This is a genomic window from Xanthomonas sp. NCPPB 3200 (genome assembly GCF_056393585.1).
The window spans coordinates 2,533,959-2,558,641 of sequence record NZ_CM150785.1; the positions used below are offsets into that span (position 1 = coordinate 2,533,959).

The following is a 24,683-nucleotide window of genomic DNA, read 5'->3' on the forward strand; positions in this document are numbered from 1 at the left end:
TATGCCCAAGCCCGATTAGCTGCGGGTGAGTCTGGCCACGGTCTGGCGCGCAGCGGTATCGACCAGTTGCCAGGCACGCTCGAAATCGTCCATGTCACCGGTGTAGGGGTCGGGGATATCGTCACGCTCTTCCACACCGGCCCAGGGCAGCCAGAGCGCGACCTTGTCGCGCAGCGGCGCCGGGGCGAGGCGTTGCAGATCGCGCAGATTGCTGCCATCGGCGCACAGCAACCAGTCGAAGTGTTCGAAGTCGGCGCCGCGCACCTGGCGCGCGCGCAACCCGGAGATGTCCACGCCATGGCCGCGTGCGCAGCGAATCGCGCGTGGGTCCGGCGGATCGCCGGCATGCCAGTCGCCGGTGCCGGCCGAATCGACCTCGATCCGCCGCGACAGCCGCGCCTCGTCCAGCCGCGCACGCAGGGCGCCCTCGCCCATTGGCGAGCGGCAGATATTGCCCAGACACACGATCAGCACCCTCATGCTGTTGCCACGCGGGTTTGCGCGCGCGCCAGATCGTCCGGGGTATCGATGCCCGGCGGAAACTGCTCCGGCGTCAACGCCACCGCGATACGGTAGCCGGCCTCCATCACGCGCAATTGTTCCAGCGACTCGATGCGCTCCAGCATGCCGGGCGGCATTGCCGCGAAGCGCTGCAGAAATCCTGCGCGGTAGGCGTAGATCCCGATATGGCGCAGCCATTGCCCGTCACCGGGCAAGCTGTCGCGCTGACTGGCGAAGCTGTCGCGATGCCAGGGAATCGGCGCGCGACTGAAGTACAAGGCGTCGCCACCTGCGTTACGCACCAGCTTGACCACGTTCGGATCGAACAGTTCGTGCGCGCCGTCGACCTGCGCGGCCAGCGTGGCCATTTCGGCGCCGGAGTGCAGCAGCAGCTCGGCCACCGCACGGATGCCGGCGGCCGGCGCGAACGGCTCGTCGCCCTGCAGGTTCACCACGCAGGTCTCGGCTTCCCATCCGGCGATCCGCGCGCATTCGGCAAGCCGGTCGGTACCCGATGCGTGCGCGTCGCCGGTCATCGCCACATGCACGCCGGACAGGCCTTCGACTACCTCGGCAATGCGTGCATCGTCGGTGGCCACCCAGACCTCGCGCGCGCCGGCCAGCAGCGCCCGCTCGGCCACATGCTGGATCATCGGGCGATCGCCGATCAGCTGCAGCGGCTTGCCCGGCAAGCGCGTGGAAGCGTAGCGTGCGGGAATGGCGACGACGAAATCTGCAGGGGTTGTGGTGGTCATGCGTGCGCGCTCTGGAAAGCAGGAAGAGTGGAAGAAACGAGATAACCGAATCGCATGATGTCGTGGTGTGATTGAGCGAAGTCGCGGTGTTCAGTTGAGCAGCGATGCCTTACACCATCACTAGCACGCCGCTCACTAGCACGCCGCTGCATGCACTGCTCGCACAGGCACACCGACCATCTTGATTGGTCCTTGCCTACCCACCGCCGCAGGACCTTAAGCGGCATGGATGCCGCGTAAGAGCCTACAGCGACGTACTTGCGGCGTGTCCCGCGACGGTGGCTGGGCAAGGACCCTGCAACCAAGCCGCAGATCGCCCACCGGCGCAGCGTTCACACCCCTTGCCGGCTCGCCAACTTGTCCAGGCGATCCAGCAGGCTCACCCAGAACGCAGCCGGCAGCTCCGCCTTGAGCGGCACGCTGTACAGCCATTCGTCGGCAAATGGCCTGCACTTCACTGCATCCTTTTCGGTCATCAGCACCGGCAGGCGGCTGCCGAAGCTGAAGTCGGCGGCGCGATAGACATGGTGATCGGGAAAGGCATGCGGCACCACGCCAATGCCGCGCGCGCGCAGCATTGCGAAGAAACGTTCCGGGTGCGCAATCCCGGCCACCGCATGCACGCGCTGGCCGGCCAGCCTGCTCAATGGCTGAGCGCGCTTGCCATCCATCGGTTGCACACTGTCGATGCTCAGGCGCATCTGCCATTCGCCGAATCCGGCGTCATCGGGCGCGGGTGCCGTCGTTGCTGCGCTGGCCTGGCCCAGATTGACCACACGGAAATCGCAGTCGCGTGCGCGTGCAGCCGGCTCGCGCAGCGGCCCGGCCGGCAGCAGGCGCCCATTGCCGTAGCGGCGCTGGCCATCGACCACTTCGATCTCGACATCGCGGGCCAGCCGGTAGTGCTGCAACCCGTCATCGCAGACGACGATGTCGCAGCCCGCTTCGACCAGGGCGCGCGCCGCAGCCAGGCGATCGCTGTCCACACGTACGCGGGCACCGGTCTTCCAGGCGATCAGGACCGGCTCGTCGCCGCCGAGCGCGACCGGCGTGTCCGCCTCGACCCAGCGCGCCGTGCCCGATTCGTCACGGCCATACCCGCGGCTGGCCACGCCGGGCGTCCAGCCGGCCTCCTGCAACTTGGCGACCAGGGCAATCGTCAACGGCGTCTTGCCGGTGCCGCCGGCGGTGACGTTGCCCACCACGATCACCGGCACCGGCACGCCGTGGCGCTTGCGCCAGCCGCGGCGATACAGGGCGCGTCGCAGCGCGATGGCAGCGCCGTAGACCGGCGCCAGCAAGCGCGCCGACAGCGGGATCGGCGCATTGTCGTACCAGTAACCCGGCGTGCGGGTGCCGCGCTTGCTCATGCCTGACGTTCGCGGAACTGCATGCCGTGCAGGTGCGAGTACAAGCCGCCCTGCTCCAGCAATTGGTGATGGGTGCCGCGCTCGACGATACGGCCCTGGTCCATCACCAGCACCTGGTCGGCATGCTCGATGGTGGACAAGCGGTGCGCGATCACCAGCGTGGTGCGGTCCGGCATCAGCTTGTGCAAGGCGTCCTGCACCAGGCGTTCGGATTCGTTGTCCAGCGCCGCGGTGGCTTCGTCCAGGATCAGGATCGGCGCGTCCTTGAGCATCGCGCGCGCGATCGCCAGCCGCTGGCGCTGGCCGCCGGACAGGCGCCCGCCCTTGGTGCCCACATGCGACTGCAGGCCTTCGGGCAATTGCGCGACGAACTCCATCGCGTTGGCGCCCAGGATGGCGCGTTCCAGCTGGCCGGCATCGGCACTGCGCATTTCGCCGTAGGCGACGTTGTCGGCGATGCTGCCGTCGAACAGCATGACCTGCTGGCCGACCAGCGCGATCTGCCGCCGCAGATCGGCCAGCGCATACGCCTGCACCGGGTGTCCGTCGAGCAGGATCTGCCCGGACTCTGCTTCGTAGAAGCGCGGGATCAACTTGATCAGGCTGGACTTGCCGCTGCCGGAACGCCCGACGATCGCCGTCACCGTGCCCGGTTGCGCCACGAAACTGACCTCGGCCAAGGCCGGGTTCACCTGGCCCGGATAGCGTGCAGTGACATTGCGGAATTCGATCAGGCCCTTGGCGCGCGTCAGCGGCACCGCGCCCTGGTCCGGCTCGTCGGGACTGTCGAGCACCGAGAACAGGCGCTCGGCCGAGGCCAGGCCGCGCTGCACCATGTTCTGCACATTGGTGAGCTGCTTGAGGCCCGGGATGATCGTCAGCATCGAGGTCATCAGCACCACGAAGTCGCCGGCGGTCAGCCGCCCGGCCAGTGCCTGGGCCCCGGCCACGAACAACAGCGCCGACAGACCGATCGCACCGATCATCTGCACCGTGGCGGTGGAAATGCCCCGCGTGGATTCGACCTTCATCGCCAGACGCAGATTGCGGTCGGCCAGCGCGCCATAGCGCTCCATTTCGGTCTGCTGGGCACCGTAGATCTTGACCTCCTGATGACTGGACAAGGTCTGGTCGGCCGCCTGCAGCAGATGCGCGCCGCTTTCCTGGATGCTGTGACTGATGCGCCGATAGCGCCGCGCCACCTTGTCCATCACCCAGGCCAGCACCGGCGCCAGCACCAGGATGGTCAGCGTGACCTGCCAGCTATGCCACAGCATCAGCGCCAGCGCACCGATCACCTGCAGCGACTGCTGGATCATCACCTTGACCGCATCCACCGCCGCCTGCGCCACCTGGTCCGAGTCCGAGCCCAGGCGGATCAGCATCGACGGCACCGGTTCGGAATCGAAGCGCGATCCCGGCAGGCGCAGATATTTGGACATCACCTTGACGCGCAGGTCGCGCGCGATGCTGCGTGCGGATTTGCCCATCGCCATATCGGTGATGTAGCCGGCGACGCCGCGCACCACGAACAACAGGATGATCTGCACCGGCAGCCAGCGACTGACTTCGGCATTCTTGTAGATGAAGGTCTCGTCGGTGATCGGCTTCATCAACGCCAGGAAGCCGGTCGTGCCCGCCGCCTCGATCAGCGCGGCAATCAGCGCGGCGACCAGCAACAGGCGATACGGCTTGGCGAAGGCCAGCAGGCGACGGTACGTGCGCCAGGACGAAACTGGCGCCGGGCGGTCGTTGGAGGTGGTCACTGGCGGGTTCCGTTAGTGCGTGTCTGGCCGGTCGTGGGTGTCGCCCCAGCTTGAGGCGCTGTGGCGATCGCGATGCGGCGGAAGCCGAGTTGCCCCAATGCATCCTGCGCGGTCACCACCGCTTGATACGGCGTGCGTGCATCGGCGCGCAGCAACACCGTCTGCTCGCGGTCGTCGCCGGCGAGCTGGGCGATGGTCTGCTTGAGCGAGTCCACGTCCGAGCGCAGCACTTCCTGATCGTTGATGAAATAACGCCCATCGGCATTGACCAGCACGCTCAGCGAACGTGGCGGTGTGCTGCTGTGCTGGTCGCTGGCGGTCGGCAGCTGCAATTGCAGCGTGGAGCGTGCGTCGAAAGTCGTGGTCACCACGAAAAAGATGATGAGGACAAGGATGACGTCAATCAATGGCACCAGATCGATATGCGGCTCGTCCTGGCCTCGGTCACTGCCGATGCGCATCCGTCAGCCCTTTGCCATGACGGGTTTGCCAGCTGCCGCGACCGGCGCCGTGGCGGCTGGCACCACGCGGCCGTCCATCGTGTCCAGCAACAAGGTGGCTTCCTGCTCCATCTCGATGATGTAACCGGCGATGCGGCCCTTGAAGAAGCGATGCGCCATCAATGCCGGTACCGCGATGATCATGCCGGTGGCCGTGCACACCAGCGCCTTGCCGATGCCGCCGGCCAGCTGGTTCACATCGCCCACGCCGTGATCGAGGATGCCCAGGAACATCTGGATCATGCCGACCACCGTGCCCAGCAGTCCCAGCAGCGGCCCGGCCGAAGCGATCGTGCCCAAGGCATTCAGATAGCGCTCCATGCGGTGCACCACATGCCGGCCGGTGTCCTCGATACGCTCGCGAATCAATTCACGCGGACGACCGCGCACGTCCAGCGCTGCGGCCAGCAAGGCGCCCAGCGGCGAATTGCGCCGCAGCGACTCGATGTGGCTGGGATCCAGTTTGCCGCGCGCGGCCCAGTTGCGGACCTCCTCGCCCAGACCTGGCGGGGTCACCTCGTTGCGGCGCAGGCTCCACAGACGCTCCAGCACGATCGCCAGCGCGATCACGCCCAGCAACAGCAACGGCACCATCGGCCAACCGCCTGCCTTGACCAGCTCCAACACGATTCGATTCCTCCGGCAACGCGGCCGCCTATTCGCTGGTCGATAGGATAGCAGCCGACCGCCGCCGTTCCGCAGCATCCCAGAGCCGTGGCTGCCAGCGTCGCCGCTCGCGTACCTGCAGGCCGTCGGCGCCCAGCCAGACCCGGATTGCCCCGGCCCGGGCCGTGTCGAGCAACTCGGCGCCACTGCCCTGCCAGCGCTGCACCACCTCGGCACGCGGGTGACCGAAGCGATTGCCGTGCCCGGAGGACACCAGCGCCAGCCGCGCGCCGGTGGCGGCGATGAAATCGGCATGCGAGCCGTCGGCGCTGCCGTGGTGCGGGACCACCACCACATCGGCACGTAACTCCGCGGCATGTTCACGCAGCAGGCGGCGCTCGACGAGCTCGCCGATATCGCCCGGCAACAAGGCGCTTCCATACCGTGTTTCGATGCGCAGCACGCAACTGGACTGATTGCGCAGATACGGAAAGCCGGCGCTGGGGTGCAGGAAGCCGAAGCGCACCCCATCCCATGCCCATTGCTGGCCGGCACGGCAGCGGGTGCTGACGTCCAGTGGCGCCTGTGGCGGTGCCGCCGTCATCGCCACGGGCAATCCAGCACGCACCGCTGCATAGCCGCCAGCATGGTCGGCGTCGGCGTGACTGAGCACGATGGCATCCAGGCGGCGCACCCCGAGCGCGCGCAAGGCCGGCAGCACTACCCGCTCGCCCGCATCGACGCCATCGCGCACCGCCGGGCCGGTGTCGAACAGCAATGCATGCCGTTGCGTGCGTACCAGCACGGCCAGACCCTGCCCCACGTCCAGCACCTGCATGTCGGCTTCGCCGGCCGCGGGCAGCTCGCGGTCCGGCCACAGCAGCGGCAACCACAACAACAGCGCCATGGATTTGCCGGGCGTGCCGCGCGGCAGCAGCAACCAGAACGCGCCGAACAAGGCCGCGACCAATGCGAGCGCATCGGACTCGGGTACCCACCACAACGCCACCGAGGTCTGTCCAAGCCAGACCAGGCCTGGCCAGGTGAGCTCGAAGCACCAACCAGCCAATCGCCATGCCCACACGCCCGCTCCCGGATGTACTGCTTCCAGCCCGGTGCCCAGCAAGGTGAGCGGCACCACTACAAAAGTCCACCAGGGAATGGCGACCAGATTGGCCAATGGCCCCACCAGCGATGCCTGTCCGAACAGGCTGACGGTCAACGGCAGCAGGCCGACAGTGGCGACGGTCTGGGCGGACAGGAAGCCGCGCACGACCGCGCGATCGTCCGCTGGCAGGCACCACACCAGCCAGGCCACCCCGGCAAAGCTGAGCCAGAAGCCCGCCACCAGCACGCTCAGCGGGTCCCACAGCAGCACTGCCAACAAGGCCAGCGCGAGGATCTGCACGGTGCTGGCGCGCCGCCGCAGCACCCGCGCCAAGGCGACCACGGCAATCATCAGCACGGTGCGCACCGTCGGCAGCGCCAGGCCGGCCAGCGCCGCATAGCCTGCGGCACCGAACAAGGCGGCGACCGCCGCCGCGTGGGACCGCGGAATCCGCGTTCCAAGCACCGGCCAGGCTCGCCAGAGTCCGGCGACCAGCAGGGCGACGAATGCAGCCACCAGCCCCACATGAAATCCCGAGATCGCAATCAGATGGCTGAGCCCGGTCGCACGCAGCGTGGCCCAGGCTGCGTCGTCCAGCCCGCGCGTGTCGCCCAGGGCGAGCGCGCGCAGGTAAGGCGCCGATGATCCGGGCACGCGGTCGGCAATGCGCCGCGACATCGCTTCGCGCCAGGCATCCACGCCGCGCGGTGCAGCGGTCTGCCGCGCCGCAATCGGCACCCGCACATAGCCGCTGGCGGCCATGCGCTGCGCCAGTGCCTGCCGCTCGGCATCGAAGCCACCAGGGTTGCGCAAGCCGCGCGGCGCACGCAGCTTGAGCCGCAGCTGCCAGGCGGCGCCCGCGCGCAGCGCGGCACGCGGCCCGATGCGCTCGGCACCGAAGTCGTCATACCAGGCCAACTGCAGCAGCTTGCCGCGCAGCGCGGCAGGCTGTGCGGGATCGTCATCCACACGCAGCTGAAAGCGCGTGCGTCGTGGCTCGGCGACCGGCAATTCGACAATCTGCCCGCGCACCGTCAGTTCCCGCGCTTCATCCTGCGGGCTCAGTTGTGCCTGCAGGACGCCGGCGACCTGCCAGCCCATCAGACCGAAACCGAACAGCGCGCTGGCCAGTGTCCCCACCAATACGATCCACCGCGGACGCAGCCATGTGCCGAGGCCGATGCCCAGCACCGCTGCAGCAAGGCATGCCGCATAGACCGCACGCGACAGCAGCGCAGGCGACCACGCGCACACCACGATGCCCAGCAACAAGGCCGCTGCCGCGGTCATCGTCGGTATCCGCCGCGGTGTAGGCGGTGCCTGTGCTGCCGCATCCATGCTGTCGGTCGCCATCCCGGCCGTGGTCCATCCACCGACTCAAGTTAGACCAGCGCCCGCGTCGGGCACAGCAGCGAGCGGCGCATTGCGGGGTAGGAATCAGGCTGCCCCTGCCGTGGTACATCCGGCCGGTGGAAGGCGCTGCCACGCAGGTGCAATGCGCCAGGCGGGACAGCGTGTGCTGGCCGCATCAGCAACCCTATCAGCCTCCATTCGCCTCGATTTCATGACTGCCGCGCTATGTTCGCCACTGTTTCTGAGGAGCTTCCCCCATGCGTAAAGGCACTGCACTGATTGTCGGCGTGACCGGCATTTCCGGTTACAACCTCGCCAATGTCCTGGTGGCCGATGGCTGGACCGTCTATGGCCTGGCACGGCGCCCGCTGCCTCAGGACGGCGTGATCCCGCTTGCGGCCGATCTGCTGGATGCCGACAGCACCAGCACCGCGCTGCGTGGCCTGCCGATCACCCACGTGTTCTTCTGCACCTGGACAAGGCGCGACACCGAGCGCGAAAACGTAGAAGCCAACGGCGCGATGATGCGGCATCTGTGCGAAGCGCTGAGCGATGCGCCGCTGCAGCACATGGCGCTGGTCACCGGTACCAAGCACTACCTCGGCGCGTTCGAGAACTACGGCAGCGGCAAGGCGGAAACGCCGTTCCGCGAAAGCGAGCCGCGCCAGCCCGGCGAGAATTTCTACTACACGCTGGAAGACCTGTTGTTCGCACACGCCGAGCAGCATGGCTTCGGCTGGAGCGTGCATCGCTCGCACACCATGATCGGCATGGCCAATGGCAGCAATGCGATGAACATGGGCGTGACGCTGGCGGTGTATGCATCGCTGTGCAAGCACACCGGCCAGCCGTTCGTGTTTCCCGGCTCGCAGGCGCAGTGGAACAGCCTCACCGACCTGACCGATGCCGGCCTGCTCGGCAAGCAGCTGGCCTGGGCCGGCCTGAGCCCGGCCGCACGCAATCAGGCCTTCAACACCGTCAACGGCGACGTGTTCCGCTGGCGCTGGATGTGGAGCCAGATTGCCGACTTCTTCGGGCTCGACGCTGCGCCCTGCCCCGAGACCCCGCAGCCGCTGGAGGCACGCCTGAGCGAGACCGCGCCGGCAATATGGAGCGAGATCGCCAGCCAGCATGGCCTGGTGGAGGCTGACGTCAATCGATTGGCATCCTGGTGGCACACCGATGCCGACCTGGGCCGCGAGATCGAGTGCGTCAACGACATGACCAAGAGCCGCGAACTGGGCTTTACGGATTTCTACGACAGCCGTGCATCGTTCCTGGAACTGTTCACGCGCCTGCGCGCGCTGCGCATCATTCCCTGATGCGCTGGGTCGTCGCCACACACGTGGCGGCGACCGTCCTTCCTGTCAATGCGCGTCCTGTCACCGCGAGCATCGGCGCGATGCTACGCGCGGGCATTGCGTGCTGAACGCGAATGTGTGGCGAACGCCGGTCGATGCATCACGCGAATGCACCCGTCACCAGCCCCAGGATCTTCAATCTGAGACCGCGGGTTCACCGCCGCCCAGCCGCCAGGAACTCCGGCGGCCAGGCAACGCGTCTCACACCGCAGATGGCGCCAGTTCGCGCAGCTTGCCCTGATGCAGCTCGAGCACGCGGTCCAGGCGCCGCGCCAGGCTGCGATCGTGCGTTACCAGGACCAGGCTGGTGCGCTGCGCACGGTTGAGTTCCAGCATCAGTTCGAACACGGTCTCGGCGGTCTTGTCGTCCAGGTTGCCAGTGGGCTCATCGCCCAGCACGCAGCCCGGTTTGTTCACCAGTGCGCGCGCCACCGCCGCACGCTGACGCTCGCCGCCGGACAATTCGCTGGGCTTGTGCTCGATGCGATGTCCGAGCCCGACCGATTCCAGCAACTGCAAGGCCTGCGCCCGGGCCACCGACACCTCTTTCCCGGACAACAGTACCGGCATCATCACGTTTTCCAGCGCGGTGAATTCCGGCAGCAGATGATGGAACTGGTAGACGAAACCCAGGGCCTGATTACGCAGCTTGCCGCGCTCGCCATCGGACAACGCCGACATGCGCCGGCCGGCCACGTACACCTCGCCGGAGGTCGGAATATCCAAGCCGCCGAGCAGATGCAGCAGCGTGCTCTTGCCCGCCCCCGAGGCGCCGACAATGGCCACGGTTTCGCCGGTCGCCACGGTCAGATCCAGGCCGTCGAATACCGGCGTGCGCATCTTGCCTTCGGCGTAGGTCTTGCCCAGACCCTCGGCGCGGATTACCGCCTCTGCTTGGTTTGGCGTTTGCACGGCCGATTCCCTGATCTCATTCATAGCGCAGCGCCTCCGCCGGCTGCGTGCGCGAGGCGCGCCATGCCGGATACAAGGTCGCCAGGAAACTCATCACCAGCGCGACGACGGTGATCACCACCACGTCCTGGGTCTGCATGTCGGTCGGCAAGCCGGTGATGTAATACACATCCTCGGGCAGCAGCTTGACGCTGAAGATGGTCTCGATCACGCCCAGGATGCGTTCCAGGTTGAGCGTCAGCACGATGCCGCCGATCACACCCATGATCGTGCCCATGAAGCCGATCAACGAACCCTGCACCATGAACACCTGCATCACCCCCGCAGGCGACAGGCCCAGGGTGCGCAGGATGGCGATATCGGCCTGCTTGTCGGTGACCAGCATGACCTGCGAGGACACCAGGTTGAACGCGCCCATCGCCACGATCAGCGACAGCAGGATGCCCATCACGGTCTTTTCCATCTTCAACGAGTGGTAGAGATTGGCGTTCTCCTGGGTCCAGTCGCTGACCCGGTACGGGCCATGCAACTTCACCGCTAGATCGCGCGCCACCGGCCAGGCCTGATCCATGTCGTGCAGGCGCAGCCGCACGCCGGTGACGCCGTCCATGCGCAACGCGCGCGCCAGGTCCTGCATGTTGACCACGGCCAGGCCGCGGTCGATCTCGTTGTAGCCCGCCTCGAAGATTCCGCTGACGGTGAAGCGCTTGAGCCGCGGCATCGCGCCCAGCGGCGTGGCCTGGGTATCGCTGAGCAGCACCACGATGCTGTCGCCCATGTCCACGCCCAGCCAGATCGCCAGCTCTTTGCCGATGACGATGTTGTAGGAGCCCGGGGTCAGGCTGTCGACCGACCCCTGCTGCATCTTCTTGGCCAGTACCGATACCTTACCCTCTTCGGCAGGAACGATGCCGCGCACGATCGCCGGCTGCTTGCGCGGGCCCTGCAGCAGCGATTCGGTTTCGATGTACGGCGCGGCACCGGCGATGCGCGGATCGGCCATGGCGACCGCGACCGCATGCTGCCAGTCGTGCATCGGCGCGCCGTCCGCACTGACCGTGGCATGCGCGGCCATCTGCAGCAGACGGTCACGGATTTCCTTCTGGAAACCGCTCATCACCGCCAGCGTGGTGATCAGCACGGTCACGCCCAGGGCGATGCCCAGGATCGATGCCATCGAGATAAACGAGATGAAGCCATTGCGCCGCTTGGCACGCAGGTAGCGCAAGCCGATGGCAACCGGGATAGGTTTGAACATGCGGTTCAACCAGGAAAGGGACGCTATGGTGCCACTTGCGGCCGCCGGGACGAAATGGCGTGTGCCTGAGCGGCCAGACGCAGTTCACGTCGCTGCGCTGCGGGCAAGGTATCCGGCCAGAAAAGCAGGCGTTGGCGACGTGCATCCAGGCCAGTCCACGCCACCACCGCGATCGGCCCGCGCCACGCCACCTGCAGGCCCTGCACCTGCACACCGTCAACGCTGGCGGGCGTTTCGCTCCAGGGCACGATCACTTCCCGCGCTGGCGAGCGCAACAGCAGGTGCAGTGATCGTCCACCGGTCAACACCGTATAGACGGACAACAGCATCGCCAGCCATGGCGGCACCCCACTCCGCCAGAGTGCCCACAATGCGAGCGCGCTCAGCACGCCCAGCGCGCAAGCAAGCCCGCGCGAGGGTCGCCATTCAAGCCGGCATGGCGCGAATATCGGCGATGAGTGCGGCGTTGACGGCATCGGGGCAGGCCTCGTATCCCATGAACCAGCGCCACAACTTATCGTCTTCGCAATCCAGCAGCTGTAGGAAAACCGCGCGCTCGGATTCGGAAGCCTGCGCCCAGCGTTGATCCAGATAGCGCCCGAACAATTGATCGAGCTCGCGCATGCCGCGCCGGCAACGCCAGCGCAGTTTCTTCAACAGGGTTTCTTCATCCATCTCACTCTCCAGCTCGCCTTGCCGGCGCCGAAAACGACAGCGGCACCAGACCAAGGGCCGGTGCCGCTGTGAACCATCTCCCCGCCAACGCGGGGCCGCATTGCCCTGCGATCAGGCGCGACGCGCCATCATCAGCTTCTTGATTTCGGCAATCGCCAGCGCCGGGTTCAGGCCCTTGGGGCAGGTCCGCGCGCAGTTCATGATGGTGTGGCAGCGATACAGCTTGAACGGGTCTTCCAGGTCGTCCAGACGCGCACCGGTGTCCTCGTCGCGCGAATCGATGATCCAGCGATACGCCTGCAGCAGGATCGCCGGGCCCAGATAGCGCTCGCCATTCCACCAGTAGCTCGGGCAGCTGGTCGAGCAGCAGGCGCACAGGATGCACTCGTACAGGCCATCGAGCTTGCGGCGGTCTTCCGGCGACTGCAGGCGCTCGCGGTCCGGCGGCGGCGGGGTCTGGGTACGGATCCACGGCTTGATCGACGCGTACTGCGCGTAGAAGTGCGTCAGATCCGGCACCAGGTCCTTAATCACGCTCATGTGCGGCAGCGGGTAGATCGGCACCTCGGCCTTGCCGCAGGCAGCAATCGCCTTGGTGCAGGCCAGCGTATTGGTGCCGTCGATGTTCATCGCGCACGAGCCGCAGATGCCCTCGCGGCAGGAGCGGCGGAACGCCAGTGTCGGGTCGATCTCGTTCTTGATCTTGATCAGCGCGTCCAACACCATCGGGCCGCACTTGTCGAGATCGATCTCATAGCTGTCGGTACGCGGGTTGGCTTCGCCATCCGGATCCCAGCGGTAGACCTTGAAGGTGCGCGTGTTCTTGGCGCCCTGTGCAGGGTAATGCTTGCCCTTGCCGATCTTTGAATTCTTGGGGAGGGTGAACTCTGCCATAGCTGCTCTCGTTGGCTCAGGCGATGCGCGGTGCGAACGACAACCGCACCGTGCGCATGAAGGTAAAGATGACGGATGCCACCGCCGAGGCGGTGGCGCAACCGCCGGCGGCGTGCCGGCGTTGCCCCTGCGTCATGGGGCGATCCGGCTGTCGCGGTGCACGGCTGCGGTACCCGGACAGGCCGGCCAGCATAGGCAATGCGAAAGCGGATCGATCCATGCGCATCGATCAGTAAACGCGCGGCTTCGGCGGGACCACGTCCACGTCCTTGCTCAGCGTGTACATGTGCACCGGACGATATTCGAACTCGCACTTGCCCTTGTCGTCGACGGTGACCAGCGTGTGCTTCTGCCAGTTGACGTCGTCGCGGTCCGGGAAGTCTTCATGCGAATGCGCACCGCGGCTTTCATGCCGCTGTTCGGCCGAGTTGATCGTCGCCACTGCATTAAGCAGCAGGTTGTTCAACTCGTAGGTTTCGATCAGGTCCGAATTCCACACCAGCGAGCGGTCCGAGACCTTGACGTCCTCGAAGCTGGCGAAGATCTCGGCCATCTTGTCGACGCCCTCTTTCAGCGTCTTGCTGGTACGGAACACGGCCGCGTCCGACTGCATGGTGCGCTGCATGTTGTCGCGGATCACCGAAGTCGGCGTGGAGCCGTTGGCGTAGCGCAGCTTGTCCAGCAGGCCCAGCGCCTTTTCGCAGGCATCGGACGGCAATGTCTTGTGCGGCTGGTTGGGCTTGACCGTCTCGGCGCAGCGGTTTGCCACCGCACGGCCGAATACCACCAGATCCAGCAGCGAGTTGGAACCCAGGCGGTTGGCGCCGTGCACCGACACGCAGGCAGCTTCGCCGATCGCATACAGGCCCGGCACGACCGCATCCGGGTTGTCGCCCTGCTTGCGCACGACTTCGCCATAGAAGTTGGTCGGAATGCCGCCCATGTTGTAGTGCACGGTCGGCAACACCGGAATCGGCTGCTTGGTCACGTCCACACCGGCAAAGATATGCGCGCTCTCGGCGATACCGGGCAGCTTCTCGTTGATCACTTCCGGGCCGAGGTGGGTCAGGTCGAGCAGGATGTGATCCTTGTGCTCGCCCACGCCACGGCCTTCGCGGATCTCCACGGTCATCGAGCGCGATACCACGTCGCGCGATGCCAGATCCTTGTAATGCGGTGCATAGCGCTCCATGAAGCGCTCGCCGTTGCTGTTGCGCAGGATGCCGCCTTCGCCACGCACGCCCTCGGTGATAAGGCAGCCCGCACCGTAGATACCGGTGGGATGGAATTGCACGAACTCCATGTCCTGCACCGGCAGGCCGGAACGCATCACCAGGCCGCCGCCGTCACCGGTACAGGTGTGGGCGGAGGTGGCGCTGAAGTAGGCACGGCCATAGCCGCCGGTGGCCAGCACCACGCCGTGGGCGCGGAACAGATGCAAGCTGCCATCGGCCATATCCAGCGCCAGCACGCCGCGGCAGACGCCTTCCTCGTCGAAGATCAGGTCGAGTGCGAAGTACTCGATCATGAAGCGTGCGTTGTGCGCCAGCGACTGCTGGTACAGCGTGTGCAACATCGCGTGACCGGTACGGTCGGCCGCCGCGCAGGTGCGCTGCGCGGACGGGCCTTCGCCGTACTTGGTGGTCATGCCGCCGAACGGGCGCTGGTAGATCTTGCCCTCTTCGGTCCGCGAGAACGGCACGCCGTAGTGCTCGAGCTCGATAATGGCCGGAATCGCCTCGCGGCACATGTACTCGATCGCGTCCTGGTCGCCCAGCCAGTCCGAGCCCTTGATGGTGTCGTAGAAGTGGTAGCGCCAGTCGTCTTCGCCCATGTTGCCCAGCGCGGCGGAAATGCCGCCCTGCGCCGCAACGGTATGCGAGCGGGTCGGGAAGACCTTGGTCAGGCAGACCGTCTGCAGGCCCTTCTGGGCCAGGCCGAACGTGGCGCGCAGGCCGGCGCCGCCGGCGCCCACCACGACCATGTCGTACTTGTGTTCTGTGATCTTGTAAGCGGACATCGAATTATGGATTCCTGTTTGGTCGCGGACGACTCAGCTGATGCCCAGCGCAATACGCGCCACGGCAAACACGCTGACGATGGCGCCCAGCACGGCGACGAAGCGCACGATGGTCTGCGCAGCAAGCGCGAGCAGCGAGTTGTGCACGTAATCTTCCAGCACCACCTGCATGCCCAGCTGCGCATGCCAGAACGAGGCGATCAGGAAGCCGACCAACAGGATCGCGTTCCAGGGCTTGGCCACGGCAGCGCTGGCCGCAGCGTGATCGGCACCGATCAGGCTCAGCACGAAGATCAGGAACCAGATCGACAGCGGCACCAGGGCGGTGGCGGTCAGGCGCTGCACCACGAAGTGCTCGGTGCCGGTCTTGGCGGCACCCAGGCCACGCACGTTCTTCAGCGGGGTACGGTAGCGGTTCATACGGCACCTCCGGCCAGCAGTACATAGGCCCAGATCGCAGCGGTGAGCACGAAGCTCAGGATTAGCGACAACCAGCCAAGACTGACGAACGAGCGCACTGCATAGCCCTGTCCGAAGTCCTGCATGATGTGGCGCAGTCCACCGAACAGGTGGAACGCGAAGCACCAGGTCCAGCCGAACAGGAAAACCTGGCCGTACCAGGCGCCTGCGTGCTCGCGGAAACAATTCCAGTGGTCGGGGCCGAGCATCAATGTCAGCAAGGCGGCGGCAATCGCCAGGGCGCCGATGGACAGTACGATGCCAGTGGCTCGATTGAGAATCGAGGTCACCATCTGTATCTGCCAGCGGTACACCTGGAGATGCGGGGAAAGAGGACGTTCGCGGATCGCCATTCGCTGGGCTCGTTTTCTCGGCTGGGCGGCACTAGACCGCTGTGGCTAAAAGCTGCTCAAAAATCGATGCAGCGTCCATTTTTTTCCCAGTCGCCGTAGCGCGTTGGCTCGGGGCCGTCGCGTCCACCAATCTCCTTGGGCAGTGGCTGCTTCTCGGGAAGATGCTCCTGAGGAGAAGGCTGCGTCTCGGAATCCTGCGCTGGGGTGGGGGTTGGATGGCCTATCATAGTGGTCTCACAACATTGCGATTTTAGTCCTCCCCTTCCATGGCTGACAACCTGAATCTTATTCCACAGGGTTTTGGCTCCCTGCACGACATGCAATACGTCCGCTTGATCGGGACGGATGCAGTGGCGTTCGCGCATGCGCAATTTGCCAACGACGTACAGGCGCTGGCGATCGGGCAGTGGCAGTGGAATGCGTGGTTGACGGCAAAGGGGCGCGTGATCGCCATCTTCGCACTCCTGCGTGAGGACGACACCCACCTGCTGATGCTGTTGCCCGATGGCAATGCGGCCGAGATCGCAACGCAACTCGGCCGTTTTGTGTTCCGACGCAAGCTCAAGATCGGCGTGGCGGCGCTTTCGGCGTTTGGCGGCCTTGCCGCGCCCGCCCGCGCCCAGGGCGCGCAGGCCGATATCGGAACGCAGCGTATCGAATTGGACCTGGGCAGCCCTGCCCTGCCGCGCACGCTGGTGTTGCTGACGAACGATGAGGCATTGGCCGCGCCTATCGAAGTACCGCGCATGGACGCCGAGTGGCGCCGTACGGACCTGCAACTGGGGCTGGCGCGCCTGCCCGATGCGCAACGTGAGCAGTGGACGCCGCAGCAGCTGGCGCTGGATCGCCTGCAGGCCTTCAGCGTCAAAAAGGGCTGCTATCCGGGCCAGGAGATCGTGGCGCGGACGCATTTTCTGGGCAAGGCCAAGCGTGCGCTGCAGCTGTTGCAGGTCGATGCCGTTGGCAGCGATTCGCTGGTCGAGGCCGGCCAGGCCGTGCTGCTGGGCGATGCCACCGTCGGCACGCTGGTCAGCGTGGCGGGCGATCTTGCGCTGGCGGTGTTGCCGCTGGAGCTGACCCTGGAAGCCGACGCCGTGCCGCAGGCGGGCGCGCATGCCGCCCGCCCGCTTGCGTTCGTACAGGGGCTGGCGCGTTAGGCCAGCGCCAGCCGTTCGCCGCTGGCCGGGTCGAAGAAGTGCAGCGCCTCGCTGCGCAGTGCCAGGCGCAGATGCTCCCCCACCGCCGGCAGGGCCTGCGGCGCGACCCGGATCACCAGCGGCTGGCCGCCGCGGTCGAGATTGAGGAAGATCTCGTTGCCGACCGGCTCGATCACATCGATACGCGCGTCAAAGCCCAGCGCGGCGTCGTTTGACGGCTGCAGATGCTCCGGACGCACGCCGACGATAACTTCGCGACCGAACCAGCTGCGCTCGACCCGCGCCGCACCCAGCGGCACGCGCCAGCCATCGGCCATGACCAGATGCAGGCCGTCCTGCTCATCCAGGCGCCCCTGCAGCACGTTCATCGCCGGGCTGCCGAGGAATCCGGCCACGAACAGATTGGCCGGGCGGTCGTACAGCGCCATCGGGCTGTCGATCTGCTGGATCACCCCATCCTTGAGCACCACGATGCGCTGGCCCAGCGTCATCGCCTCGACCTGATCGTGGGTGACGTAGATCATCGTGGTGCCGAGCTTGCGGTGCAGCTGCGCGATCTCGGTACGCACGCTGTGGCGCAGCTTGGCGTCCAGATTGGACAGCGGCTCGTCGAGCAGGAACACCGACGACTCGCGCACCATCGCCCGCCCCAGCGCCACGCGCTGACGCTGGCCGCCGGACATCGCCTTGGGCAGCTTGTCGAGCATCGGGGTCAGCCCCAGCAACTCGGCGGCGTTGTTGACCCGCTCGGCGATGACCTGTTTGGGGTGGCCGCGCAGCTTGAGCCCGAAGGCCAGGTTCTCGGCCACGGTCATGTGCGGGTAGAGCGCATAGCTCTGGAACACCATGGCGATGTCGCGGTCCTTGGGAGCCACGTCGTTGACCACGCGCTCGCCGATCTTCAGCGTGCCGGCACTGATGTCCTCGAGCCCGGCGATCATGCGCAACAGGGTCGACTTGCCGCAGCCGGACGGACCGACCAGCACCATCAGCTCGCCATCGGCGACCTCGAAGCTCGCACCCTGCACCGCGACCTGGCCGTTCTCGTAGACCTTGCGGACACCTTCCAACTGCACTTTCGCCATCTTCGGCCTCAACGTAAGTTGTGCGCCCTGCCCTCGGCCCTCCCGACGGCGGTGACGCCGCATGCGCCTGCAAGGAAATCCCCTGCAAACGAATGCATTGGTTTATTCTGACATGTAATCGTTTTCACATGGCAACATCGATCTCGGGAGGGACCATGCCGCCACCGACCCAAGCCGCTACCTCAAGCGGTGCAGCCTACCTTGCGAGGCCCGCCATTCGGCCACGCATGTGCAGGTCAACCGCCGCGGCGCTAACCGCTGACGGCCACTTGCTGCAACAATCGGGGATTGGGCGTCCGCGTCCATCCCCCGCTGCGCGCACGCCAGTGTCGCTCAGGAACAGACATACCGACCGCCGGCTGTCCGGCGCCTTTCCGACCAGCTGCTGATCACGATGTCTCCAGAATCTGAAATTCGGTCCATGCACAACACCCTGATCCTGTTCGGCGCCACCGGCGATCTCGCCCAGCGCTATCTCTTCCCGTCCCTACTGCGATTGTTCGTCGATGGCCTGCTGCCGGAGGACTTCCGTATCCGTGCGCTGGCATTGTCGCCGCACGACACCGAGGCGTTCCGCGAGGTCCTGCGCCCGCGCCTGGCTGCCGCGCTGCCGATCGCCACGCCCGAGCAGATCGAAACGCTACTGCAGCGGGTCGACTATCGCTCGGTGGATCTGCGCGATGCCGAGTCGGTGGCCAATGCCGTACGCGAGCTGGCCAGCCGCCAGTGCGTGAGCTACCTGGCGATTCCGCCGGGCCTGTACATCAGCACCTGCCAGGGCCTGGCCCTGGGCGGCGCGCTGGCCGCGCCGCACCGGCTGATGCTGGAAAAGCCGATCGGCCACGACTCGGACAGCGCCCGCGAGATCCTGCAGTCGATCGGCGCGCTGATCGACGAAGACCGCGTGTTCCGCCTGGACCATTACCTGGGCAAGGCGGCGGTGCAGAACCTGATCGCGCTGCGCTTCGGCAATACGTTGCTGGAAGCGGTGTGGAACCGCACCTACATCGAGTCGGTGCAGATCCTGGTGGCCGAAAGCGAAGGCGTGGACGGGCGCGACGCCTACTACGCACGCTCCGGCGCGCTGCGCGACATGGTGCAGAGTCACATCCTGCAGTTGTTGTGCCTGGTGGCGATGGAGCCGCCGGCCTCGCTCGAAGCCGATCGCATCCGCGACGAGAAGGTCAAGGTGCTGCGCGCGCTGCGCCCGATGACCGCCGAGCATGCCGCCCACGACAGCGTGCGTGGCCGCTACACCGCCGGCAGCATCAACGGCCAGCCGGCGCAGGCCTATCACCCGCCGGAAGGCAGCGACGTGGAAACCTTCGTCGCGGTGACCGCGCATATCGACAACTGGCGCTGGGCCGGGGTGCCGTTCCACCTGTGCACCGGCAAGCGTCTGGCCGAGCGTTCCACCCGTATCGTGGTCACGCTCAAGCCGGTGACGCATTGGCTGTTCGAGCGCCCGGACCGGCAGAACGCGGTGCCCAACCGCCTGACCTTCCAGCTGCAGCCGCAGGAAAACATCGAGCTCGGCCTGATGAGCAGCCTGGCCGGCCCGGAATGGGGCGCGATCGAACTGCAGCCGCTGGAGCTGGAACTGTCGGTGCCGACCGGCCTGCACCGCCGCATCGCCTACGAGCGCCTGTTTGTGGATGCCTTCAACGGTAACCCGGCGCTGTTCGTGCGCGACGACGAGGTCAAGGCCGCTTGGTCGTGGATCGACAGCGTCAGCGATGCGTGGAAAGACGCGCAACTGCCGCTGCAGCCCTACCCGGCCGGCAGTTGGGGCCCCGATGCCGCGGCGCCCTTCCTGCCCCCGGCCACCGACGCACAGGGACACAGCGCATGACCGCTCCTTCCAAGCCGGTGCTGGTTGCCGATATCGGCGGAACCAATGCGCGCTTCGCGCTGGCCGACGTCGACGCCTCGGTGCCGCTGCTGGATGACACCTCGCGCGAATTTGCGGTGGTCGATTTCGGTTCGCTCGGCGAAGCCGCGCGCTATTACCTCGACCAGATCGGCGTGCAGGCCACCCAGGGCGTGTTCGCCGTGGCCGGCCGCGTGGACGGCGACGAGGCGCGCATCACCAACCATCCGTGGGTGATCTCGCGCTCGCGCACCGCGGCGATGCTGGGCTTCAGCACCCTGCACCTGATCAACGACTTCGCCGCGCAGGCCATGGCGATCAGCCTGCTGCGCCCGCAGGACGTGGTGCAGGTCGGCGGCGCCAGCTGGCGGCCGGCGCCGATCGATCAGCCGCGCAACTACGGCGTGATCGGCCCGGGCACCGGGCTGGGCGTGGGTGGGCTGATCATCCGCAACGGGCGTTGCTTTCCGCTGGAAACCGAAGGTGGCCACGTCAGCTTTCCGCCCGGCACGCCGGAGGAGATCCGCATTCTGGAGATCCTTTCCGAGCAGTTCGGCCGGGTCTCCAACGAGCGCCTGATCTGCGGCCCGGGCCTGGTCAACATCCATCGCGCGCTCAGCGAGATCGCCGGGGTCGACCCGGGCCCGCTGCAGCCCAAGGACATCACCGCGCGTGCGGCGGCGGGCGACCCGCGCTCGTCGCGCACCATCGATCTGTTCTGCGCCATCTTCGGTGCGATCGCCGGCGATATGGTGTTGATGCAGGGCGCCTGGGACGGCGTATTCCTCACCGGCGGGCTGGTGCCCAAGGTGCTGGATTCGCTGCAGCATTCCGGCTTCCGCCAGCGCTTCGAACACAAGGGACGCTTCTCCGCGATCATGTCGCGGGTGCCGTCGCTGGCGGTCATGCACCCGCATGCCGGCCTGCTCGGCGCCGCCGCCTATGCGGTGGATGCGCAGCGTCAGCATCCAGGGGAGCAGCGATGAACCTGCAGGACAATACGCGCATCACACTGGTGCGTTACGAAGACCCGGCCGAATGGACCGAGGCGGTGGCCAGCGAAATGGCCGACCTGCTGGAACAGGAGATTTCGCGCCGCGGCCAGGCACGCATGCTGCTGTCAGGCGGCACCACCCCGGCGCCGGTGTACGAATCGCTCGCCCACCGCCCGCTGGACTGGTCGCGGGTGGAAGTGGGCCTGGTCGATGAGCGCTGGCTCTCGCCGCAGGATCAGGACAGCAACGCCTGGCTGGTCAATCACAGCTTTCTGACTCACGCATCGGCGGCAACCTTCATCCCGCTGGTGCGCCCGGGCAAGCAGTTGCCCGAGTGCGTGCACACCGCGAACCTGCAGGCCAGGCACGCCGAGCCTGCGTGCCTGGCGGTGCTGGGCATGGGCGGCGACGGACACACCGCCTCGCTGTTTCCGGGCTCGACCGACCTGAGCAAGGCACTGTCCAGCCCGCAGCCCTACGCGTCGCTGGATGCCACCGGCTGCCCCGGCTCGAATCAGTGGCCGCTGCGGATCACGCTGACACCGGCCGGACTGGCCGCCATCCCGACCCGCCTGCTGCTGTTGCGCGGCAAGCAGAAGCTGGACGTGCTGCAGGCTGCATTGGCCGGTGACGATGTCAGCGAGTATCCGATCCGCGTGGCGCTGCAGCCGCCGGGCCCGAAATTGCGGGTTCATTGGTGTGCGTGAGTGCGAGTCCCTCGCAAGAGCCCGCACATCCATGTGCGGGGATTCAAACGTGCGAGTCCTTCGCAACAGCCGATTTTGTGCGAATCCTTCGCAACAGCCCGCACATCCATGTGCGGGTATCAAGAAGAGCGTGCTTACTTTCTTCCCCCCCGTTTCTCATAGCCGGTAGCCAATGAGCCTGCATCCGAACATCCAAGCTGTCACCGACCGTATCCGCAAGCGCAGCGCGCCGTCGCGGGCGGCGTATCTGGCCGGTCTCGATGCCGCCCTGCGCGAGGGTCCGTTCCGTAGCCGTTTGAGCTGCGGCAACCTGGCGCATGGTTTCGCCGCGTCCGAACCGACCGACAAGTCGCGCCTGCGCGGTGCGGCCACGCCCAACCTGGGCATCATCACCGCCTACAACGACATGCTGTCGGCACATCAGCCGTTCGAGCATTACCCGCAACTGATCCGCGACACCGCGCGTACGCTCGGTGCCACCGCGCAGGTGGCCGGCGGCGTGCCGGCGATGTGCGACGGCGTGACCCAGGGCCGCGCCGGCATGGAGCTGTCGCTGTTCTCGCGCGACAATATCGCCCAGGCCGCGGCGATCGGCCTCAGCCACGACATGTTCGACAGCGTGGTGTACCTGGGCGTGTGCGACAAGATCGTGCCAGGCCTGCTGATCGGCGCGCTGGCGTTCGGGCATCTGCCGGCGCTGTTCATGCCGGCCGGCCCGATGACGCCCGGCATTCCGAACAAGCAGAAGGCCGAAGTGCGCGAGCGCTACGCCGCCGGCGAAGCCACCCGCGCCGAACTGCTGGAAGCCGAGTCGTCCTCGTATCACTCGCCCGGCACCTGCACCTTCTACGGCACCGCCAACTCCAACCAGGTGTTGCTCGAGGCGATGGGCGTGCAGCTGCCCGGTGCCTCGTTCGTCAACCCGGAGCTGCAGTTGCGCGATGCGCTGACCCGTGAGGGCACCGCGCGTGCGCTGGCAATTTCTGCGCTGGGCCAGGACTTCCGTCCGTTCGGTCGCCTGATCGACGAGCGTGCCATCGTCAATGCCGTGGTCGCGCTGATGGCCACCGGTGGTTCGACCAATCACACCATCCACTGGATTGCGGTGGCGCGTGCGGCCGGCATCGTGCTGACCTGGGACGACATGGATCTGATCTCGCAGACCGTGCCGCTGCTGACCCGCATCTACCCCAACGGCGAAGCCGACGTGAACCGCTTCCAGGCCGCGGGCGGCACTGCCTTCGTGTTCCGCGAGCTGATGGACGCGGGGCTGATGCACGACGACCTGCCCACCGTGGTCGAAGGCGGCATGCGCGCCTATGCCAACGAGCCGCGCCTGCAGGACGGCGAGGTCGTCTACGTGCCCGGCACTGCGACCACCGCCGACGACAGCGTGGCGCGGCCGGTCAGCGCCGCATTCGAATCGCAGGGCGGCCTGCGCCTGCTGCGCGGCAACCTGGGCCGCTCGCTGATCAAGTTGTCGGCAGTCAAGCCGCAGCACCGCACGATCGAAGCGCCGGCAGTGGTGATCGACACGCCGCAGGTGCTCAACAAGCTGCACGCCGCCGGCGTGCTGCCGCACGATTTCGTGGTGGTGCTGCGTTACCAGGGCCCGCGTGCCAACGGCATGCCGGAACTGCATTCGATGGCGCCGTTGCTGGGTTTGCTGCAGAACCAGGGCCGGCGCGTGGCCTTGGTCACCGACGGCCGTCTGTCCGGTGCGTCGGGCAAGTTCCCGGCGGCGATCCACATGACGCCCGAAGCCGCACGCGGCGGGCCGATCGGGCGTGTGCGCGAAGGCGACATCGTGCGCCTGGACGGAGAAGCCGGCACGCTGGAAGTGCTGGTCTCGGCCGAAGAATGGGCATCGCGCGAGGTCGCACCCAACACCTCGGTGGCGGGCAACGACCTGGGGCGCAACCTGTTCGCGATCAACCGCCAGGTGGTTGGCCCGGCCGACCAGGGCGCCATCTCGATTTCCTGCGGCCCGACCCGTCCGGACGGTGCGCTGTGGAGCTACGACGCCGAGTATGAACTGGGTGCCGATGCAGCGGCCGCCGCCGCACCGCACGAGTCCAAGGACGCCTGATTCCCCTTCCCTCTGCGCGACCGCCTCGCGGTCGCCGTCTAACGGAGTTGCAATGACGATTGCCCAGACCCAGAACACCGCCGAACAGCTGCTGCGCGATGCCGGCATCCTGCCGGTGGTCACCGTGGACACGCTGGACCAGGCGCGCCGCGTGGCCGATGCGCTGCTCGAAGGCGGCCTGCCCGCGATCGAACTGACCCTGCGCACCCCGATTGCGATCGAAGCGCTGGCCATGCTCAAGCGCGAGCTGCCCAACATCGTGATCGGCGCCGGCACCGTGCTGAGCGAGCTGCAACTGCGTCAGTCGGTGGATGCCGGTGCCGACTTCCTGGTCACCCCCGGCACGCCGGCGCCGCTGGCGCGCTTGCTCGCCGATGCGCCGATCCCCGCCGTGCCCGGCGCGGCCACGCCGACCGAGCTGCTGACCCTGATGGGCCTGGGCTTCCGCGTGTGCAAGCTGTTCCCGGCCACTGCCGTGGGCGGCTTGCAGATGCTCAAGGGCCTAGCCGGCCCGCTGTCCGAACTCAAGCTCTGCCCCACCGGTGGCATCAGCGAGGCCAACGCGGCCGAGTTCCTGTCGCAGCCGAATGTGCTGTGCATCGGCGGCTCGTGGATGGTGCCCAAGGACTGGCTGGCGCAGGGCCAGTGGGACAAGGTCAAGGAGAGCTCGGCCAAGGCGGCGGCGATCGTGCGGCAGGTGCGCGCGGGCTGATTCTCTGGCCGGCGTATCCAGCAGCTTGGAACCCAGGTTGCCGGGAACGCTGGATAGCTGAGGACAGCTGATCAGTTGGCGCTTTGGTTTTGAATGAGTAAAGCCCGGTTTGCTGGCGCTTTGATTTCGGTTGAGAAAAGCGTGGTTGGTTGACGCCTTGATTTTGCGCGCAGAGCG

24 protein-coding genes and 1 pseudogene are annotated in these 24,683 nt (G+C 66.6%); 7 read left to right on the forward strand and 18 right to left on the reverse strand.

Going from position 1 to position 24,683, the window contains the following annotated elements; translation table 11 throughout:
- Positions 1–15 precede the first annotated feature (15 nt).
- From AC06DU_RS11025 to AC06DU_RS11055, 7 genes and pseudogenes are all read right to left on the reverse strand, one after another.
- Positions 16–480 (reverse strand): low molecular weight protein-tyrosine-phosphatase, encoded by a 465-nt coding sequence (locus AC06DU_RS11025; RefSeq protein ID WP_024938676.1) that lies wholly within the window; start codon positions 478–480, stop codon positions 16–18.
- Complete coding sequence (gene kdsB / locus AC06DU_RS11030) at positions 477–1,256, reverse strand: 3-deoxy-manno-octulosonate cytidylyltransferase (RefSeq protein ID WP_478202439.1); 780 nt, start codon at positions 1,254–1,256, stop codon at positions 477–479. Before kdsB ends, AC06DU_RS11025 begins: the two co-directional genes overlap by 4 nt.
- A gap of 332 nt (positions 1,257–1,588) precedes the next feature.
- Positions 1,589–2,626 (reverse strand): tetraacyldisaccharide 4'-kinase, encoded by a 1,038-nt coding sequence (lpxK, locus tag AC06DU_RS11035; RefSeq protein ID WP_024938678.1) that lies wholly within the window; start codon positions 2,624–2,626, stop codon positions 1,589–1,591.
- Positions 2,623–4,392: a lipid A export permease/ATP-binding protein MsbA gene (gene msbA, locus AC06DU_RS11040; protein WP_016902580.1), complete on the reverse strand. Its 1,770-nt coding sequence runs from the start codon at positions 4,390–4,392 to the stop codon at positions 2,623–2,625. The genes lpxK and msbA overlap by 4 nt, the downstream gene beginning before the upstream one ends.
- Positions 4,389–4,853 carry an ExbD/TolR family protein gene (locus tag AC06DU_RS11045; protein ID WP_047128748.1) on the reverse strand — a complete coding sequence of 155 codons (465 nt, stop codon included), beginning with the start codon at positions 4,851–4,853 and terminating at the stop codon, positions 4,389–4,391. Before AC06DU_RS11045 ends, msbA begins: the two co-directional genes overlap by 4 nt.
- A gap of 3 nt (positions 4,854–4,856) precedes the next feature.
- Positions 4,857–5,519, reverse strand: coding sequence for a MotA/TolQ/ExbB proton channel family protein (locus AC06DU_RS11050; RefSeq protein ID WP_039514427.1), 663 nt, complete (start codon positions 5,517–5,519; stop codon positions 4,857–4,859).
- A pseudogene (locus AC06DU_RS11055) lies at positions 5,413–7,959 on the reverse strand (DNA internalization-related competence protein ComEC/Rec2); the annotation flags it as partial. The gene AC06DU_RS11050 and the pseudogene AC06DU_RS11055, both read right to left, overlap by 107 nt.
- A 257-nt stretch (positions 7,960–8,216) precedes the next feature.
- Between AC06DU_RS11055 and AC06DU_RS11060 the strand changes: the two are divergent.
- Entirely contained in the window at positions 8,217–9,281 is a 1,065-nt protein-coding gene (locus tag AC06DU_RS11060) for an SDR family oxidoreductase (RefSeq protein ID WP_039521715.1), read from the forward strand.
- Positions 9,282–9,521: 240 nt separating this feature from the next.
- Here the strand turns inward: AC06DU_RS11060 and lolD are convergent, their stop codons facing one another.
- The 10 genes from lolD to AC06DU_RS11110 form a co-directional block, all read right to left on the reverse strand.
- A complete protein-coding gene (lolD, locus tag AC06DU_RS11065; protein WP_478202441.1) occupies positions 9,522–10,232 on the reverse strand; it encodes a lipoprotein-releasing ABC transporter ATP-binding protein LolD in 711 nt (236 codons plus the stop codon).
- A gap of 16 nt (positions 10,233–10,248) precedes the next feature.
- Complete coding sequence (locus AC06DU_RS11070) at positions 10,249–11,490, reverse strand: lipoprotein-releasing ABC transporter permease subunit (RefSeq protein ID WP_478202442.1); 1,242 nt, start codon at positions 11,488–11,490, stop codon at positions 10,249–10,251.
- Between the two features lie 23 nt (positions 11,491–11,513).
- On the reverse strand, positions 11,514–11,966 hold the full coding sequence (locus AC06DU_RS11075) for a YgfX family protein (protein ID WP_184613968.1): 453 nt from the start codon (positions 11,964–11,966) through the stop codon (positions 11,514–11,516).
- Positions 11,917–12,165 carry an FAD assembly factor SdhE gene (locus tag AC06DU_RS11080; RefSeq protein ID WP_016902588.1) on the reverse strand — a complete coding sequence of 83 codons (249 nt, stop codon included), beginning with the start codon at positions 12,163–12,165 and terminating at the stop codon, positions 11,917–11,919. Before AC06DU_RS11080 ends, AC06DU_RS11075 begins: the two co-directional genes overlap by 50 nt.
- Before the next feature lie 111 nt (positions 12,166–12,276).
- Positions 12,277–13,059, reverse strand: a complete 783-nt coding sequence (locus tag AC06DU_RS11085; protein ID WP_024938686.1) for a succinate dehydrogenase iron-sulfur subunit — start codon at positions 13,057–13,059, stop codon at positions 12,277–12,279.
- Positions 13,060–13,075: 16 nt separating this feature from the next.
- Positions 13,076–13,285, reverse strand: a complete 210-nt coding sequence (locus tag AC06DU_RS11090; RefSeq protein WP_065031460.1) for a hypothetical protein — start codon at positions 13,283–13,285, stop codon at positions 13,076–13,078.
- 3 nt (positions 13,286–13,288) lie between these two features.
- Positions 13,289–15,079 (reverse strand): succinate dehydrogenase flavoprotein subunit, encoded by a 1,791-nt coding sequence (sdhA, locus tag AC06DU_RS11095; RefSeq protein WP_184613966.1) that lies wholly within the window; start codon positions 15,077–15,079, stop codon positions 13,289–13,291.
- 33 nt (positions 15,080–15,112) lie between these two features.
- The gene (gene sdhD / locus AC06DU_RS11100) at positions 15,113–15,499 is read right to left on the reverse strand and encodes a succinate dehydrogenase, hydrophobic membrane anchor protein (protein ID WP_016902592.1); all 387 of its coding nucleotides are present in this window, start codon (positions 15,497–15,499) and stop codon (positions 15,113–15,115) included.
- Positions 15,496–15,891 (reverse strand): succinate dehydrogenase, cytochrome b556 subunit, encoded by a 396-nt coding sequence (gene sdhC, locus AC06DU_RS11105; RefSeq protein WP_026064344.1) that lies wholly within the window; start codon positions 15,889–15,891, stop codon positions 15,496–15,498. The genes sdhD and sdhC overlap by 4 nt, the downstream gene beginning before the upstream one ends.
- A gap of 56 nt (positions 15,892–15,947) precedes the next feature.
- Positions 15,948–16,256, reverse strand: coding sequence for a DUF1674 domain-containing protein (locus tag AC06DU_RS11110; RefSeq protein WP_228599687.1), 309 nt, complete (start codon positions 16,254–16,256; stop codon positions 15,948–15,950).
- On the opposite strand from AC06DU_RS11110, the gene ygfZ reads away from it, so the two are divergent.
- Positions 16,158–17,048 carry a CAF17-like 4Fe-4S cluster assembly/insertion protein YgfZ gene (gene ygfZ, locus AC06DU_RS11115; RefSeq protein ID WP_478202443.1) on the forward strand — a complete coding sequence of 297 codons (891 nt, stop codon included), beginning with the start codon at positions 16,158–16,160 and terminating at the stop codon, positions 17,046–17,048. The two genes, AC06DU_RS11110 and ygfZ, sit on opposite strands and share 99 nt — an antisense overlap.
- Here the strand turns inward: ygfZ and AC06DU_RS11120 are convergent.
- Positions 17,045–18,133, reverse strand: a complete 1,089-nt coding sequence (locus AC06DU_RS11120; protein WP_016902595.1) for an ABC transporter ATP-binding protein — start codon at positions 18,131–18,133, stop codon at positions 17,045–17,047. The genes ygfZ and AC06DU_RS11120 overlap by 4 nt on opposite strands.
- 421 nt (positions 18,134–18,554) lie before the next feature.
- Between AC06DU_RS11120 and zwf the strand changes: the two genes are divergently transcribed.
- The 5 genes from zwf (at position 18,555) to AC06DU_RS11145 (ending at position 24,506) form a co-directional block, all read left to right on the forward strand.
- Complete coding sequence (gene zwf / locus AC06DU_RS11125; RefSeq protein ID WP_065031463.1) at positions 18,555–19,985, forward strand: glucose-6-phosphate dehydrogenase; 1,431 nt, start codon at positions 18,555–18,557, stop codon at positions 19,983–19,985.
- Positions 19,982–20,989, forward strand: a complete 1,008-nt coding sequence (gene glk / locus AC06DU_RS11130; protein ID WP_016902597.1) for a glucokinase — start codon at positions 19,982–19,984, stop codon at positions 20,987–20,989. Before zwf ends, glk begins: the two co-directional genes overlap by 4 nt.
- Complete coding sequence (gene pgl / locus AC06DU_RS11135) at positions 20,986–21,705, forward strand: 6-phosphogluconolactonase (protein ID WP_478202444.1); 720 nt, start codon at positions 20,986–20,988, stop codon at positions 21,703–21,705. The genes glk and pgl overlap by 4 nt, the downstream gene beginning before the upstream one ends.
- Positions 21,706–21,877: 172 nt before the next feature.
- Positions 21,878–23,794 carry a phosphogluconate dehydratase gene (edd, locus tag AC06DU_RS11140; RefSeq protein WP_478202445.1) on the forward strand — a complete coding sequence of 639 codons (1,917 nt, stop codon included), beginning with the start codon at positions 21,878–21,880 and terminating at the stop codon, positions 23,792–23,794.
- 52 nt (positions 23,795–23,846) lie between these two features.
- Positions 23,847–24,506 (forward strand): bifunctional 4-hydroxy-2-oxoglutarate aldolase/2-dehydro-3-deoxy-phosphogluconate aldolase, encoded by a 660-nt coding sequence (locus AC06DU_RS11145; RefSeq protein WP_039815810.1) that lies wholly within the window; start codon positions 23,847–23,849, stop codon positions 24,504–24,506.
- Positions 24,507–24,683: the final 177 nt, after the last annotated feature.